Source organism: Qipengyuania sp. NPDC077410, assembly GCF_044543405.1.
Lineage (GTDB): Bacteria > Pseudomonadota > Alphaproteobacteria > Sphingomonadales > Sphingomonadaceae > Qipengyuania > Qipengyuania pacifica.
Map to the genome: position 1 here is coordinate 839,290 of NZ_JBITWB010000002.1, position 15,585 is coordinate 854,874.

The window sequence follows — 15,585 nt, forward strand, 5'->3', positions numbered from 1 at the left end:
AAGGACGGCCGATATGGCAAGCATGCCCCACGAAATTAACGGCGAAACGCGCGACACGCTCACTGGCCTCGCTGATCAGGCGCAGGCTCGTGGCACGATTACGCGCTGGCAGCGGGACTGGCCCGACAAGACCATTTCCTGTCCCATGCATGCAATGCTCATCACGCTGGGGCGTATCGATACGCTGAATGTCGCTTTCGGTGAGAGTGCAGGCGACGGCGCGCTGGTCGAAGTGGCGCAGCGTATCAAGCATTTCGCTTCGGACGAGCTGGAAAGCAGCAGTGCTTGGATCGCCGCGCGCATGGGAGGCGGTAGCTTCCTTCTCATCGCGCGTCAGGAATGTAGCCGCGAGCGGTGGCAATGGCTGGCCGAAGCGCTTGCCGACGCCATTGCTATGCCCATCGCCAATCCCGAAGGCGGGGCCAGCCTCAGGTTGTGGCCTCGACTCGCCCTCATGCGGGTCACCGACAATGACAATGCCGATAGCGTGCTTGACCGGCTGTCCGAAGTCGCTGCTCGCATGCGTGACAGCAATCGCCGCCGTATCGACTGGTCTGCGGGCGCTGTGGCGCGTTCAGGGCGTTCGAACCAGCAACTTGAGGCGGATTTACTCGCCGCAATTGACCGTGACGAAATCGAGATCCTGTTTCAGCCGCAATTCGCGCTGGACGACGACACGCTGATCGGGGCCGAGGCCCTGGCTCGCTGGGAACACCCCCTGATAGGGCGGATTGGCGCCGGGACGCTGTTCCAGATAGCCGAGCGTGCAGACCATGTTGCCCACCTTTCCCGGCACATCGCGAAACGTGCTCTCGAACAGGCGCTCGAATGGCCGGATCACTTGCGGCTATCACTGAACATTACGCCCGTTGATCTCGCTGCCGATAATTTCGCCATCGACTTTGCACGCATGGCGGAAAGGGTCGGCTTTTCGTTGGGGCGGATCACGCTCGAGATTATCGAGCAGGTACTGCTCGCAGATCTCGACAGGGTCAGCCGGGTACTCGATCAGTTGAAGCTGTTCGGAATACGCATCGCGCTGGACGATTTCGGCGCGGGTTTCTGCAATTTCCGATATCTGAAGGTCTTGCCGATCGACTGCCTGAAACTCGATCGCACGATGCTGGACGGGGTCCTCGACGACGAACGGGACCTGGCGGTGTTCAGGGCTATCCTCGCCATGGCCGAGGCGCTCGACCTGAAGGTGCTGGTCGAAGGTGTCGAAAACGCGGATCAGCGGGATCTGGCCCGCAAGGAAGGATGCCAGTCCTACCAAGGCTTCCTTCGTGCAGAACCGATGAGCGCGCCCGATTTCCTCAAACTGGCAGGATCCTAGGCGGCAACCTTCTCACCTTTTCGCGATTTCCGGGCGATGCCCGACAACCCCTTGGTGAGCTGGAAGAGACCGTTGAGCCTGCTTTCCGGTGAATTCCAGGCTCTGCTAATGACAAGCTTCATATCGGGCCTCAGCTTCGCTGTGCCCTTGAGCCGATCGACATAGCCGAGCAGACCCATCGGATCGGGGAAGTCGTCATTGTGGAAAGTGACCAGCGTTCCCTGAGCGCCCACATCGACCTTGGCAATGTTCGCTTCGATGGCCTGATGCTTGATTTCGATGAGTCGGACGAGATTGGCCGTGGCGGATGGCAACTCGCCGAATCTGTCGATCATTTCTGCGGCAAGTGCCTCTATCTCGGCCTTGTCGGCGGCATCGTTAAGGCGGCGGTATAGCGCCATGCGCACAGCAAGGTCGGGCACATAATCTTCCGGGATCATGATCGGTGCATCGACCGTGATCTGCGGACTGACACGTTCAGGCTTCGCCTCGAGCCCCAGTTCCCCCGCCTTGGCCGCGAGTATCGCATCCTCCAGCATCGACTGGTACAGTTCGAACCCGACTTCGCGGATATGACCGGACTGTTCGTCACCCAGCAGATTGCCTGCTCCCCGAATGTCGAGATCGTGACTGGCAAGCTGAAAGCCTGCGCCCAGGCTGTCGAGATCGCCGAGAACCTTCAGGCGCTTTTCAGCGACTTCCGAAAGCTGCGTGTCCTGCGCATAAGTCAGATAGGCGTAAGCGCGCAGCTTGGACCGGCCGACACGCCCTCGCAGCTGATAAAGCTGCGCCAGTCCGAAGATGTCGGCCCGGTGGATGATGATGGTGTTGGCGCTAGGGAGATCGAGCCCGCTTTCGACGATCGTTGTCGCAAGCAGGACTTCGTACTTGCCTTCGTAGAACGCGCTCATCCGCTCCTCGATTTCGCCGGCCGACATCTGGCCGTGGGCGGAGACGAATTTTATCTCTGGCACGTTTTCGTGAAGCCAGTCGGAAATCTGCTCCATGTCGGAGATACGCGGGACGACGATGAAGCTCTGCCCGCCGCGATGATGTTCGCGAAGCAAGGCTTCGCGCATCACCATGTCGTCCCACTCCATCACATAAGTGCGCACGGCAAGCCGATCGACAGGCGGGGTCTGGATGGTGGAAAGCTCTCGCAAGCCCGTCATGGCCATCTGCAACGTGCGGGGAATGGGAGTGGCCGTCAGCGTGAGCATGTGCACATCTGCACGGAGCTGCTTGAGTTTCTCTTTGTGCGTGACGCCGAAGCGCTGCTCTTCATCGACGATGACAAGGCCAAGGTTCTTGAATTTCGTCTGTTTCGACAGGATCGCATGCGTTCCGACGACGATATCGACCTGTCCGTTCTCGAGCTCTTCGCGCGTTTCCTTCAATTCGCGAGCCGGCACCAATCGGGACAATCGACCCACCTTGAGCGGGAAACCGTTGAAGCGCGCCGCGAAATTTTCGAAGTGCTGGCGGGCGAGGAGCGTGGTGGGAGCCACCACAGCGACCTGCTGGCCATTCATCGCCGCCACGAAAGCCGCTCGCAAGGCGACCTCGGTCTTGCCGAAGCCGACGTCGCCGCAGACAAGCCGGTCCATCGGCTTGCCGCTTTCCAAATCGCCCAGAACGTCCTCGATGGCGCGTTCTTGATCATCCGTTTCGTCATATTGGAAACGGTCAAGGAACTGATTGAAGGGACCTTCGTCGATTTCGAAGACCGGGGCTTTCCTGAGCGCGCGTTGCGCCGCGACCTGCATAAGCTCGCCCGCAATCTCGTTGATGCGTTCTTTCAGGCGTGCACGGCGCTTCTGCCACGCTTCGCCTCCGAGCCGGTCGAGCATGACCGCTTCCTCGCTGCTGCCATAGCGGCTGAGCACATCGATATTTTCGACCGGGATGAAGAGCTTGTCGCCGCCCTTGTATTCGAGCTGCACGCAATCGTGTTTGGATTTGCCGACAGCAATCGGTTCGAGGCCGAGATACTTGCCGATGCCATGTTCGGTATGAACAATCAGATCGCCCACGCTGAGCGCTTGCAACTCGGCGAGGAATGCGTCGGAATCCTTGCGCTTCTTTTTGCGGCGAACAAGCCTGTCGCCGAGGATGTCCTGCTCGGTGAGCAGTTCCATTTCGTCGTTGGCGAAACTTGCTTCCACAGGCAGGATCATGGCCGCAGGCTTGCCCTTGGCCGACAGACCCAGCGCTTCCTGCCAGGTTTCCGCCATCTGTACTGGCGTGCCAGCCTCTTCGAGGATGGACGCTATGCGTGAGCGGCTTCCCTTGGAATAGGCTGCGAGGAGCGGGCGTTTGCCAGCCTTGGCAAGTGATTTCAGATGATCTGCGAGAACGGGATAGACATTGTCCCCTCGCGCGCGCTCCGGTGCAAAGTCGCGGCCGGAGCGGAACCCGAAACCAACCACCTTGTCGCTTTCGGGTTCGTCGAAAGGCGTGGTCCGGTGCGCGGGCGCTGCCTGCAGCGCTTTCTTCAGTTCTTCGCCGGTCAGATAAAGCGCGTCTGGCTTCAGCGGCCGGTAATTACCCTTTGCCTGCCCCGTGATGGCCGTGCGCTGATCGTAATAGTCCGAGATGTCCTTGACCCGCTCGTCAGCGGCAGCGATCGAAGCCTGATCGATGACGATCAAATCGTCCTTGCCCAGATGATCGAACAGCGTCGCCAGCTTCTCCTCGAACAACGGCAGCCAGTGCTCCATCCCGGCGAGACGGCGACCATCGCTGACAGCTTCGTACAGTGGATCCTGCGTCGCATTGGCGCCGAACATTTCCCGGTAGCGGCTCCGGAAACGCTTGATGCTGTCCTCGTCGAGGAGCGCTTCACTGGCGGGGAGCAGCAGGTGCGAATCCAGTCGACCGGTGCTCATCTGGGTATTGGGATCGAAAGTGCGCAGCGATTCAAGTTCATCGCCGAAGAAGTCCAGCCGCAATGCTTCGTCCATGCCGCTGGGGAAGATATCGACAATCGACCCGCGCACGGCATATTCGCCCTTGTCGATGACCGTGTCGGTGCGGCCATACCCCTGTTTCTGCAGCAGCAGCCCCAGGCTTTCGCGGCCGATTTCCATGCCCGGTTTGAACTCTCGCACACTTTCGCGAATGCGGAAGGGGCTCAGCACGCGTTGCAATACTGCATTGGCTGTGGTGACGACGAGCTGCGCCTTGGCCTTGCCGGCCTGCAGGCGAAACAATGCCGACAGCCTTCTGGCGCTGATCGAGAGCGCGGGGCTGGCGCGGTCGTACGGCAACGAGTCCCAGGCGGGAAATTCGATGACCTCGAGCTCGGGCGCGAAAAACGCGGCAGCATCGACGATCGCGCGCATCGCCGAATCGTCCGGCGCAATGAAAACTGCGCGGCCCGTACTCGCTCGGGCGAGATCGGCCATGACAAGCGGCTGAGCACCGCGCGCGACCTGCGCCAGCGTGAGGGGAGTATCGGCTTTCAGGATGCGGGAAAGGTCGGGCATCGGGGTCCTGGCGTTTGGGGGCGCGGCGGGTCGCACACGCAAGACTGCCCCCTGCCCGGATTTGGGGAGGGGGCGCATGGGAAAATTCGTCAGTGGCGAGATAGTGCCCGAGGGCCGTCCGTCAACGCGGAATATCCACGTAGTCGAGCTGTTGCATCGCCTCGATCAGCTTGCCCTGGAAGCGGGGCGGCGTCGGCTGGGTTTTCAACGCCCAGGCCATGACATCGACGTCGTCTTCTTCCAGCAGCGCTTCGAACCAGGCCAGTTCTTCTTCGGCCCAGTCGGCATGGTACCGGTCGAAGAACCCCCCGATCATGAAATCCGCCTCGCGCGTGCCGCGGTGCCATGCGCGAAATTTGGCGCGCTGTTTGCGGCCTTCGAATGTGAGAAGATCGGGCATTCGTCGCGGGTAGGGCACTCGCCAAAGCCGCGCAAGCGGCTATAGCATTCCGCAATGCGTCCCGATATTCTCAATCCCCTCTTCGCCGAGACAGAAACTCTCGATGGCGTTGGACCCAAGCTGAAAAAACCACTGGACCGGCTTGGCCTTACGCGTGTGCGCGATCTCGATTACCACCTTCCCGAAAGGTTTGTGACGCGCCGCGCGGTGCAGAATGTCGACGATGCGGGCGAAGGCGAGCAGATCGTGGTGAAACTGTCGGTCACAGAGCATCGCAGCGGCCGTTCCCCGCGGGCCCCCTATCGCGTGCTGGCGCAGGATGGCATCGGCAACGTGATCGCGCTGACCTATTTCGGGCGCGCGTCCTATAATGCGAAAAAGCAGTTGCCGGTGGGCGAAACGCGGTGGGTCGCGGGCAAGCTGGAACGCTTCGGCGACATGCTGCAGATCGTTCATCCCGATCATGTGGTGGAGGAAGACGGCGAGACCCTGCAGCGGCTGTGCGAGCCGGTCTATCGCCTGTCGGAAGGGCTGACCCAGCCCAAGATTGCAGGGCTGGTCGACCAGTCGTTGTCCCGCACACCCAAGCTGCCCGAATGGATCGACAGTTCGCAGGTGAACAAGGAAGACTGGCCCACCTGGCGCGATGCGCTGGTCCTGGCCCACAAGGGCGAAAATGCCCCGGCGCGCGATCGACTGGCGTATGACGAACTGCTCGCCAACAGCCTGGCGCTGATGCTGGTTCGGGCCGACAATCGCAAGCGCAAGGGCCAGCCCCTGCAGGGCAACGGCACCTACCGCGGAAAGCTGGCCCTGCCGTTTCCGCTGACGGGGGCGCAGCGGCGCTCCATCGCCGAAATCGAAGGCGACATGGCGCAGGAAGCACCGATGCTGCGGCTTCTCCAGGGCGATGTCGGTGCAGGCAAGACCATCGTGGCTCTCGAAGCCATGCTAATCGCGGTGGAGGCGGGCGCCCAGGCAGCGCTGCTCGCCCCGACCGAAATCCTGGCCCGCCAGCATTACGAGAGCCTTCGTCGCATGGCGGAACCCGCCGGCGCGTGCGTCGCGCTGCTGACCGGGCGCGACAAGGGGAAGGCGCGCGAAGCTACGCTGATGGGGCTGCTGGATGGCAGCATCGACCTCGTCGTGGGTACCCACGCGATTTTCCAAGATGCGGTCAGCTATCGCAATCTCGCGATGGTTGTGATCGACGAACAACACCGTTTCGGGGTGGGCCAGCGCCTTATGCTGGCCAGCAAGGGCAGGCGCGCGCCGCATGTCCTCGCGATGACGGCGACGCCGATCCCCCGCACTCTGACATTGGCGCAATATGGCGAACTGGATGTCAGCAAGCTCGACGAATTGCCGCCCGGACGCCAAGCGATCGACACGGTTGTCATGGGGCAGGCCCGGATTGGTGCGCTGGTCGATCGGCTCGCCGCGCAGATCGCCGAAGGACGGCAGGCCTATTGGGTCTGCCCGATGGTTCGGGAAATGGACGGCCCGGAAGAAATCGCCGCTGCGGAAGCGCGCTATGCAGCGCTGAAAGAGCGTTTCGGCGACGACGTGGTGATGGTCCACGGGCAGCTCGGGGCAGAGCTCAAGGACGCGGCGATGGAACGCTTCGCCCGCGGCGACGCCAAATTACTCGTGGCAACGACAGTGATCGAGGTCGGTGTCGATGTGTCCAATGCCACTTTGATGGTCATCGAACAGGCCGAACGCTTCGGCCTTGCCCAGCTTCACCAGCTCCGGGGCCGGGTGGGGCGGGGCAGCGAGAAATCCTTCTGCGTTTTGCTCCATGGCGAAACACTGTCCGAATCCGCTCAGAAACGCCTGGCCCTGATGCGCGAATCCCAGGACGGTTTCTTCCTTGCAGAAGAAGATCTGCGTCTTCGCGGTGGTGGCGAACTGCTGGGCACTCGGCAATCGGGCGATACGCCGTTCGCCGTGGCCAGCCTCGAGCAGATCACGGAACTGTTGCCCAAGGCCTATGACGATGCGCGCCTGTTGATGGAACGCGACGGCGGTCTTGAAGGAAAACGGGGCGAGGCCGCACGCGTGCTGCTGTATCTTTTCGAACGCGATTTTGGCGTGAAGACCCTCCGCGGCGGCTAGAAGCCCAGCTGGTCGAGATCCCGTTCCGCAGCCGCCCGGTAACCGGAACCGAACAGTCGCACATGGATCAGCCACATCCACAACCGGTAAACCGGCAGTCGCTTCTGCCACCCCGGCGCCAGGTCCAGCTGTTCGAAGAATTGCGGAGGAGGTGTGTCGAAAACCGTCAGCGCGGCAACATCGACTTCGCGGTCGCCATGACAGGCGCAAGGATCGATCAGCCACGCAGTGGCCCCGTCCCACACGATATTGCCGCCCCACAGATCGCCATGGACGAGTGACACGGGGGGTCTTTCCGGGATTAGATCTTCCAGTCTTTCCGCCAGTGCAGTGACTCTTCGCCCCAGATCGGGATCGAGTTCGGGGACATGGCAAAGAAGGCGATTATCGCGCCAGAATTCCACCCAGCTTTCTCGCGGTTGGTTCTGAACGACGATATGGCGCAGGCCGTAATCTTCCTTCCAGCCGTATTTCCGACCTGCGGCCGCGCCGTGCAAAGGGGCCATCGTTTCGGCAAGCGCTGACCAGGTGGCTGATGAAAATGGTCGAGGTTGCCCAAGATCCTGGAGGAACAGCCAATCATCGACTGTTCCCACCACTGCGGCTGACGGCGCATCCAGTCGCTGAAAAGCTTCCAGCATTCGCGCCTCGCGATCGATCAATGGACCCTGCTTGGCAACGCAGGAAAAACCGTCGGCAAACGCGATCCTGCTGGCACCGGATATGTCCCCGCCAGCCAGAGTTTCTATCGCCGTCGGGCTGGCACCGAATATTGCTTTTGCCACATCTTCAAGCGCGGTCATCGGTCATTTTCGCGACCAGTACCTTGGCGGCCATCGACACATCGTCCCATGTCGCACGGAAATTGTCTTCGCCGCCATACCAGGGGTCGGCGACTTCGCGGCCTTCCTGTCCGGGCACGATATCCATGAGCATGAATACCTGTGCTTTGCCGTCGCCCGGATCTACATTGGAGATGTTCGTCATGTTCGATCGGTCCATACCCAGGATCCAGTCGAACTCATGGAAATCAGCCGGCTTCAGTTGTCGGCCGCGATAGCTGGAAATATCGATGCCATGGCGCTGCGCTTCCTCGATACTGCGGGGGTCGGGCATTTCATCGACATGATAATCCGCTGTGCCGGCGCTATCGACCTCGGCGTCCAGTCCGGCTTCGCTCGCAGCTTTGCGAAAAGCCGCTTCGGCGAGGGGAGAGCGGCAGATATTGCCGAGGCAGACGAAGAGCACGCGCTGTTTGGTCATCGCCACTGCCTACGCGGCTATCGCACCCGCGTGCAAGTGTCAGGCGGCCAGGCGAACCTGGTTCCTGCCGCCGACTTTCGCTTCGTAAAGGGCGGTGTCTGCCCGCACCATGATGTGGTCGATATCGTCGCCGGTGCGAAATTCCGCCACACCGAAACTGGCTGTGAACGGGATGATCCCATTGTCCCACGTAACCGGCCGCCCGGCGATGGCTGCGCGCATCCGCTCGCAAACCAGATGCGCCTTTTCCAGATCTGCACCGGGCAGTAGAACGGCAAATTCTTCGCCGCTGATCCGTCCGACGAAATCCTGCTCCCGCAGGGCCTGCATCGCCCGGCTGCCCACTTCCCTGATGACTTCATCACCGGCCTCATGGCCACAGCGGTCGTTGATGCGCTTGAAATGATCGACATCGAATCTCGCCAGGGCGAATTTTTGTTTGGGATTGGTTTCGGCCACCGAAATGGCGCGGGTGAGCGCATCGGTAAATTTCTGTCGATTGGGGAGGGAGGTGAGGGCGTCCGTCGCAGACACCCGCTCCAATTCGTTTTCCAGTCCGCGTCCCTTGGCAAGCGAGCGGCGCAGAAACAGGATCGTCACGGCTGTAAGTAGCAGGAACAGCACCCCGATGCTCGCCAGCACATACTGAAGGCGCTCGTTCGATACCGCTCGCAAGTCGGCGAGTTCGCCGCGCTCGAGCAGCAGCGCCCGTTCGGCATCCACGAGCGCGTCGATTTCCTGCAAGACCGCTTCGAGCGCATCCTTGTCGTTTCCGCGCTGAATGTAGAAGATTGCATCTTCGCGCCGTCCGCTTTTCTGCTGCGCGATCATGGCGTCGAGAACCGAGTTGAATGCGCCGAACTCGTTGCGCATATCCAGCAGCCTCTGCTGCTGTTCCGGATTGTCGGCTGTCAGTTCGATCAGGCGGGCAAAGCTCGTGCCCGCCGCATCGCGACCTTCGACAAAGGGATCGAGTAAACTTGCATCACCAGTAAGCAGAAACCCGCGTTCGCCGCGCACCTGCTGAAGTACCGCCATCCGCAGTTCGTCTGCCGCCAGCAGAACGTCGAACGAATGAACCTGTCGCTCGCGCACGGCGGACAGATCCTGTGATGAACGATGCGCGTTAAAGCTTGCACCGGTTAGCAGGACGGCCAGCAGAATGGCGCAGCCGAACAGAAAATAGCTGCGCCATTCGAACTGGCGGGAAGGGCGCGCCAGAAGTCTCGCTATCCACATCTGGCGGCGTTCCTGTGCATCCGCCTTCAATGCCATCGCGTGGTTAACTTAGAGCTAAGGTCTGCTAACGGTTCTTTCTTCCCTCGATAAGTTCATCGACTACGCCGGGATCAGCCAGTGTCGATGTGTCGCCGAGTGATGTGAAATCGTTTTCGGCAATCTTGCGAAGAATGCGCCGCATGATCTTCCCGCTCCGCGTCTTGGGAAGGGCTGGGGTGAAGTGGATGTGATCCGGGGTCGCAATTGGGCCGATTTCTTCGCGGACATGCGTGCGCAATTCTGCCGACAGTTCGTCAGCCGGCTCTTCTCCGGCGTTGAGCGTGACATAACAATAGATGCCCTGGCCTTTGATATCGTGCGGGAAGCCGACCACGGCTGCCTCGCTGACCTTCGGATGCAGAACCAGCGCGCTTTCAACTTCGGCCGTACCCATGCGATGGCCGGATACGTTGATGACATCGTCGACGCGGCCTGTGATCCAGTAATATCCGTCCTCGTCGCGGCGGCAGCCGTCACCCGTGAAATATTTGCCCTTGTAGGTGCTGAAATAGGTCTGGATGAAGCGTTCGTGATCGCCGTAGACCGTCCGCGCCTGACCGGGCCAGCTTCTGGTGATGCACAGATTCCCCTCTGTCGCACCGTCGAGAACATGGCCTTCATTGTCGACCAGCTGCGGGCAAACACCGAAGAAAGGCCTTCCCGCGCTGCCCGGTTTCATGTCGTGCGCGCCGGGCAGAGTAGTGATCATGCAGCCGCCGGTTTCGGTCTGCCACCAGGTGTCTACGATCGGCAGTTTCCCCCCGCCGACAGTCTCGTAATACCAGCGCCATGCCTCGGGATTGATCGGCTCGCCCACGCTGCCCAGCAAACGGAGCGATGACAGGTGGTGCTTCGTTACATGAGTGTCGCCCTCGCGCATCAGCGCGCGGATCGCGGTTGGAGCAGTGTAGAAGATGTTGACCTTGTGCTTTTCGCATACGGCCCAGAAGCGGTCGTGATCTGGATAGTTCGGAACGCCTTCGAATATCAGGGCGGTCGCCCCATTCAGCAGCGGACCGTAGACGATGTAGCTGTGCCCGGTGACCCACCCGATATCTGCAGTGCACCAGAAAACCTCACCTTCGCGATAATCGAAGATGTAACGGAAGGTGGTTTCGGTCCAGACGGCATATCCGCCGGTGGTATGCAGAACGCCCTTTGGTTTGCCTGTCGAACCTGACGTATAGAGAATGAACAGTGGATCTTCCGCATTCATCGGCTCGCATGGACATTCATCCGCCACATCGGCCGAAAGCTCGTGGTACCAGTGATCGCGGCCTTCCGTCATGCTCACCGAACCGCCCGTGTGTCTGATGACCAGAACACCCCTGTTCGGCACCTTTTCAAACGCTCGATCGACATTGCTTTTCAGTGGAATCCGCTTGCCGCCGCGCAGTCCTTCGTCTGCGGTGATCATCCAGTCGCTCGCACAATCCTCGACCCGGCCCGCGATCGCGTCGGGGGAAGCCGCCGAAAATCACCGAATGGATCGCCCCGATCCGCGCGCATGCCAGCATGGCAAAAGCGCCTTCGGGCACCATGGGCATATAGATGGTTACACGGTCGCCTTTGGAAACACCCATCTTTTTCAAGGTGTTGGCCATTCGAACAACCTCTGCCTGAAGTTCGGCGAAGGTAATCCGGCGCACCTCTCCATCGGGAGCATCGGGCTCGAAAATCAATGCGATGCGCTCGCCATTGCCCGCCTCGACATGCCGGTCGACGGCATTGTGACAGATGTTGAGAACACCGTCCTCGAACCACTTGATGGAAACCGGATCGAAGGACCAGTTGCCAATGACCTCGGGCTTGCTGAACCAATCGATCCGCTCCGCCTGCCCGCGCCAGAAAGCACCCGTATCCTCGATGCTTCGCGCATAGAGTGACTGGTATTCTTCCAGCGTACAATTCGCGCCTTCGGTGGCAGTAGCGGGGCGCTTGACCCATTCAGATTTCTTGCCAGCTTCCGTCATGCATCAGGTCTCCTCTTCGACATATCTCTAGGCATTCGTTTGCTCAGTGCAAACGCCTTGCAGACACTCGCAATTCCCAAGACCTGGCGTTAGGGCGAGCGCGATGGTCATTTTTCGATATTCGCTGGCTGCCAGCCTGATCGCGGTCGCCGCCGCGGCCCCCACATTCGCGCAGACCGATGAGCCTGTAATCATTGTGACCGGCACGGGGCTGGAAGCCACACCTGCTGCACCAGCTTACGACACGCAGGAAATCGATCGCGACCAGTTGCTTTCCGTGCCGTCGGGGCGGATCGAGGATGCCCTTTCGTCTGTTGCGGGGTTCCAGCAGTTCCGCCGTTCGGACAGTCGTTCCGCGAATGCGTCCGCCCAAGGCGCGACACTGCGTGCTCTGGGCGGCAATGCGACCAGTCGGGCGCTCGTCCTGCTCGACGGTGTGCCCATGAGCGATCCCTTTTTCGGCTATGTTCCTTTCAGCGCGCTTGCGCCGGAGCGTCTTGCGCAGATCCGCGTCACGCGGGGCGGGGGATCGGGGCCCTTCGGTGCAGGGGCGCTTGCGGGAACGATCGAACTGGAAAGCGCCGGGATCGTGGCACTGGACGGCGTCGCCGGTCAAATACTGGTCAATGATCGCGGGGAGACGGAAAGCTCTGCGAGCATCGGTTCGCGCTTGGGCGCTGGGTTTGCCGTGGTGTCGGGCCGCTGGGATCGTGGGAAGGGCTTCTTCACAACGCCCGCAGATGATCGTGTGCCGCAATCGGCGCGCGCTGCCTTCGATAGCTGGTCGACCCAATTGCGCGGCGTTGCGCCCCTCACAAACGATGTTGAGCTTCAATTTCGCGGGCTTGCTTACCGTGATGCTCGGACGTTGCGATTTGAAGGCGCCGACAGCACGATCGAAGGCCAGGATGCGAGCCTCCGGCTGATCGGTCGCGGCCGATGGCAATTCGATGCGCTGGCTTATGTCCAGGCACGCAATTTCACGAATGTCGTGATCAGCTCGAGCAGCGTCACTCCGGTACTGGATCAGCGAAATACTCCGTCGATCGGCCTCGGCGGAAAATTCGAACTGCGCCCGCCGACCGGAGAAGACCATGTGCTGCGGCTGGGTGTCGACTATCGTCGATCGGATGGCGAATTGTTCGAAACGGCGATCAGCGCGTTTTCCGGCGCGGTCACGGCGCGGCGTAATGCTGGCGGCACAAACAGCGATCTAGGCCTCTTCATCGAGAATGACTGGACGCTCGGTACCCTGACCCTGACTGGCGGCGCGAGGCTTGATCGCTGGTCGATCCGCGATGGTTTCTTCACCGAGCGCGACGCCAATGGACTGCCCGTCGCCGCCGAAACCTTCGCTGACAGGGCCGGATGGGATGCCTCTTTTCGAGGGGGTTTACTCCTCCGGCCATCCAACACACTAGCCCTCCGGGCCGCAGCATACTCCGGCCTGCGTCTGCCTACGCTTAATGAGCTTTACCGCCCGTTCGTCGTCTTCCCCGTCGTCACCCAGGCCAACGCCGGTTTGCGGAATGAGAGACTGGAAGGGTTCGAGGCCGGATTGGACGTCACGCCGACCGAAACCCTGTCGCTATCCCTCACTGCGTTCGACAACCGCGTAAAGAACGCGATAGCCAATGTGACGATTGATACTAACCTGCGCGAACGTCAGAATATTGATGCGATCCGTGCTCGCGGTATCGAGGCCGGAGCGAAGGCAGATCTGGGTAAGCTCAGTCTGAATACCTCTATCTCATGGACGGACGCCGAAACTCGCGGGTCGGGCTTTGCCGCAGCACTCGATGGTAACCGACCTGCCCAGACACCCCGCTTTGCGGGGCGCGCGACGCTTGCATACCACCCCGCGATCGACTGGATCCTGTCGGCAACCGTTGGTCACGTTAGCGCCCAGTTCGAAGACGATCTGGAAATGGATACATTACCTGCTGCAACGACGCTCGACGCCTTTGCGCAGGTGCCGATCATGGGCAAGCTAAGCCTGGTTCTCCGCGGAGAAAACCTTACGGGCGAAACAGTCGTGACTCGCAACCAGGGCGGTTCGATCGACCTGAGCGCCCCACGCACGATATGGGGCGGTCTCCGCTACGGCTTTTGAGCGATCAGGTGGCGTCGTCGACCGTGTTGGCGACCGATTTCAAATCATCGCCCACCCCGCGAACAGTGTTGCAGCCACCCAGAACGATGGTGGCCATGAAAAGAGCAGCAATGGTTGCGCGGCGCATTTAAGGAAATCCCGATATAGTTTTCAGACCGGTCGCAAAAGGCGACAACCTCCTATCGCGCAAGCAGGCTTGCTGCGCAATGAAGGGTTGGGATGAAGTGCTAGACTGGCCGCGGCCAAAGTCGAACAGCGGCAAATTGAATTGAAAGCGCTTCAACGGCCCTTCGTATTTCATCGAAGCGTCAATGCTGCGAAAGCCAGAGGGGGACAAGCGCCCTAGGAATAATCCATTTAGTAGGGACCTGGCGTTGCGCCTATTGGTTCATGCTTCCGGGCGGCCGATCGGAGCTCGTCCTGGGAGTTAATGAAAATGCCCTTCGACTGTCTCGTGAGCTTCCCGTGACCGGCAGCCTTGCGCAGTTTTCCCTCCGCGTCTTAATAGCCATAGCATCGGTAGTTTGCGCTCTGCTGATCTGGCAGTTGCAAAGTGTTCTTCTGCTAATCTTCGCAGCGGTAGTGGTTGCCGTTGTGCTCGACGCCTCTGGAAACGCGCTGCGGAAGCTGGCACCCGTGCCGGAAGGCGTTTCGCGTCTGCTGGCCGGTATTCTGATTGCGTCGATGCTTATTGGCGCGGCGTTGTTGTTCGGTCGCCAGATATCCGCCCAATTGTCCCAACTCGGCGACACGCTTCCCCCAGCTTGGGAGAATTTTGTCGACTGGGCAGGCCCCGAGCGGGTTGAAAGCGTCATCGACGATTTCGCGCCTGACGGCACAAGCCTGGCCTCAATGGTTCAAACCATGTTCGGGGCACTGACAGACGCGCTATCCGGTTTGGTGGTGGCGGTATTGGGCGGGGTCTATATCGCCATCAATCCCAAAACCTATCATAAAGGCGCCATCAGGCTCCTTCCGCAACGTGCGCGCGATCGTGTGGATGCAGCCAGCCGCAAAACGGGAAAGGCCTTACGCGACTGGTTGCTGGCCCAGCTCATTTCCATGCTTGCAACCTTCCTGGTCGTCTATCTCGGACTGACCCTGCTTGGCGTGCCGTCCGCACTGGCGCTGGCTATCTTGGCCGGGTTGTTCGAGTTCGTGCCGCTGCTGGGGCCGGTCTTGGGCGCGATACCCGCAGTGCTGATAGCCGGCACCGTTGGTATCGATACAGCGTTGTGGACCATCGGCTTCTTTATCGTTTGGCAGCAGATCGAGGGCAACGCTGTCGCTCCTCTGGCCATGAAATTTGCAGTCGAGATCCCGCCAGCGGTCACATTATTTTGCTTGCTGATTTTCGGGGTTTTGTTCGGTTTGCCTGGCCTCTTGCTGGGTGGCCCATTGACCGTGGTATTATGGATGACGATCAAGACGCTATGGGTCGAACCCCGAGCGTCCGGATAAGCGGAGTCTTTTTACAGTGAATGGTATCGACGATTCGACTGGTCAAAAGGGAGAAGGCTCCGCAGCGAATTAGAGCAACAAGTACGTCTGCAATGTAGTCAAAAGACCGGTTAGGAAATTTCCATTCTAACAGCACTCATTGCCGGGCAATTCTG

General features: G+C 60.3%; 10 protein-coding genes and 1 pseudogene. 4 read left to right on the top strand and 7 right to left on the bottom strand.

Annotated features, from left to right (window positions below; translation table 11 throughout):
* The first annotated feature begins 13 nt into the window (after positions 1-13).
* The gene (locus ACIGGE_RS12130) at positions 14-1,336 is read left to right on the top strand and encodes a bifunctional diguanylate cyclase/phosphodiesterase (protein ID WP_301642706.1); all 1,323 of its coding nucleotides are present in this window, start codon (positions 14-16) and stop codon (positions 1,334-1,336) included.
* Here the strand turns inward: ACIGGE_RS12130 and mfd are convergent.
* Together mfd and ACIGGE_RS12140 are read right to left on the bottom strand one after the other, a co-directional pair.
* Positions 1,333-4,824: a transcription-repair coupling factor gene (gene mfd / locus ACIGGE_RS12135; protein ID WP_397490534.1), complete on the bottom strand. Its 3,492-nt coding sequence runs from the start codon at positions 4,822-4,824 to the stop codon at positions 1,333-1,335. The genes ACIGGE_RS12130 and mfd overlap by 4 nt on opposite strands.
* Before the next feature lie 121 nt (positions 4,825-4,945).
* On the bottom strand, positions 4,946-5,224 hold the full coding sequence (locus ACIGGE_RS12140; protein ID WP_103023321.1) for a succinate dehydrogenase assembly factor 2: 279 nt from the start codon (positions 5,222-5,224) through the stop codon (positions 4,946-4,948).
* A 54-nt stretch (positions 5,225-5,278) separates the two neighbouring features.
* Between ACIGGE_RS12140 and recG the strand changes: the two genes are divergently transcribed.
* Positions 5,279-7,342, top strand: coding sequence for an ATP-dependent DNA helicase RecG (recG, locus tag ACIGGE_RS12145; RefSeq protein ID WP_397490535.1), 2,064 nt, complete (start codon positions 5,279-5,281; stop codon positions 7,340-7,342).
* On the opposite strand, the gene ACIGGE_RS12150 is transcribed toward recG, so the two are convergent.
* The 4 genes and pseudogenes from ACIGGE_RS12150 to acs all read right to left on the bottom strand — a co-directional run bounded on the left by ACIGGE_RS12150 (position 7,339) and on the right by acs (position 11,856).
* The gene (locus ACIGGE_RS12150) at positions 7,339-8,145 is read right to left on the bottom strand and encodes a fructosamine kinase family protein (protein WP_397490536.1); all 807 of its coding nucleotides are present in this window, start codon (positions 8,143-8,145) and stop codon (positions 7,339-7,341) included. The two genes, recG and ACIGGE_RS12150, sit on opposite strands and share 4 nt — an antisense overlap.
* The gene (locus ACIGGE_RS12155) at positions 8,132-8,605 is read right to left on the bottom strand and encodes a low molecular weight protein-tyrosine-phosphatase (RefSeq protein WP_221597515.1); all 474 of its coding nucleotides are present in this window, start codon (positions 8,603-8,605) and stop codon (positions 8,132-8,134) included. Before ACIGGE_RS12155 ends, ACIGGE_RS12150 begins: the two co-directional genes overlap by 14 nt.
* Before the next feature lie 39 nt (positions 8,606-8,644).
* Positions 8,645-9,880 carry a diguanylate cyclase domain-containing protein gene (locus ACIGGE_RS12160; protein ID WP_397490537.1) on the bottom strand — a complete coding sequence of 412 codons (1,236 nt, stop codon included), beginning with the start codon at positions 9,878-9,880 and terminating at the stop codon, positions 8,645-8,647.
* A 28-nt stretch (positions 9,881-9,908) separates the two neighbouring features.
* A pseudogene (gene acs, locus ACIGGE_RS12165) lies at positions 9,909-11,856 on the bottom strand (acetate--CoA ligase).
* Between the two features lie 103 nt (positions 11,857-11,959).
* On the opposite strand from acs, the gene ACIGGE_RS12170 reads away from it, so the two are divergent.
* Positions 11,960-13,969, top strand: a complete 2,010-nt coding sequence (locus ACIGGE_RS12170; RefSeq protein WP_397490538.1) for a TonB-dependent receptor plug domain-containing protein — start codon at positions 11,960-11,962, stop codon at positions 13,967-13,969.
* A gap of 4 nt (positions 13,970-13,973) precedes the next feature.
* Here the strand turns inward: ACIGGE_RS12170 and ACIGGE_RS12175 are convergent, their stop codons facing one another.
* Positions 13,974-14,096 (bottom strand): hypothetical protein, encoded by a 123-nt coding sequence (locus ACIGGE_RS12175; protein WP_255407927.1) that lies wholly within the window; start codon positions 14,094-14,096, stop codon positions 13,974-13,976.
* 338 nt (positions 14,097-14,434) lie between these two features.
* Here ACIGGE_RS12175 and ACIGGE_RS12180 point away from each other — a divergent pair, with 338 nt between their 5' ends.
* Positions 14,435-15,430, top strand: coding sequence for an AI-2E family transporter (locus ACIGGE_RS12180; protein WP_397490539.1), 996 nt, complete (start codon positions 14,435-14,437; stop codon positions 15,428-15,430).
* Positions 15,431-15,585 lie beyond the last annotated feature (155 nt).

Excerpts from the sequence above, each read along its gene's own strand:
- ACIGGE_RS12130 (WP_301642706.1), top strand. The coding sequence starts at position 14 with ATGGCAAGCATGCCCCACGAAATTAACGGCGAAACGCGCGACACGCTC.
- mfd (WP_397490534.1), bottom strand. The coding sequence starts at position 4,824 with ATGCCCGACCTTTCCCGCATCCTGAAAGCCGATACTCCCCTCACGCTG.
- ACIGGE_RS12140 (WP_103023321.1), bottom strand. The coding sequence starts at position 5,224 with ATGCCCGATCTTCTCACATTCGAAGGCCGCAAACAGCGCGCCAAATTT.
- recG (WP_397490535.1), top strand. The coding sequence starts at position 5,279 with ATGCGTCCCGATATTCTCAATCCCCTCTTCGCCGAGACAGAAACTCTC.
- ACIGGE_RS12150 (WP_397490536.1), bottom strand. The coding sequence starts at position 8,145 with ATGACCGCGCTTGAAGATGTGGCAAAAGCAATATTCGGTGCCAGCCCG.
- ACIGGE_RS12155 (WP_221597515.1), bottom strand. The coding sequence starts at position 8,605 with ATGACCAAACAGCGCGTGCTCTTCGTCTGCCTCGGCAATATCTGCCGC.
- ACIGGE_RS12160 (WP_397490537.1), bottom strand. The coding sequence starts at position 9,880 with ATGGCATTGAAGGCGGATGCACAGGAACGCCGCCAGATGTGGATAGCG.
- ACIGGE_RS12170 (WP_397490538.1), top strand. The coding sequence starts at position 11,960 with ATGGTCATTTTTCGATATTCGCTGGCTGCCAGCCTGATCGCGGTCGCC.
- ACIGGE_RS12175 (WP_255407927.1), bottom strand. The coding sequence starts at position 14,096 with ATGCGCCGCGCAACCATTGCTGCTCTTTTCATGGCCACCATCGTTCTG.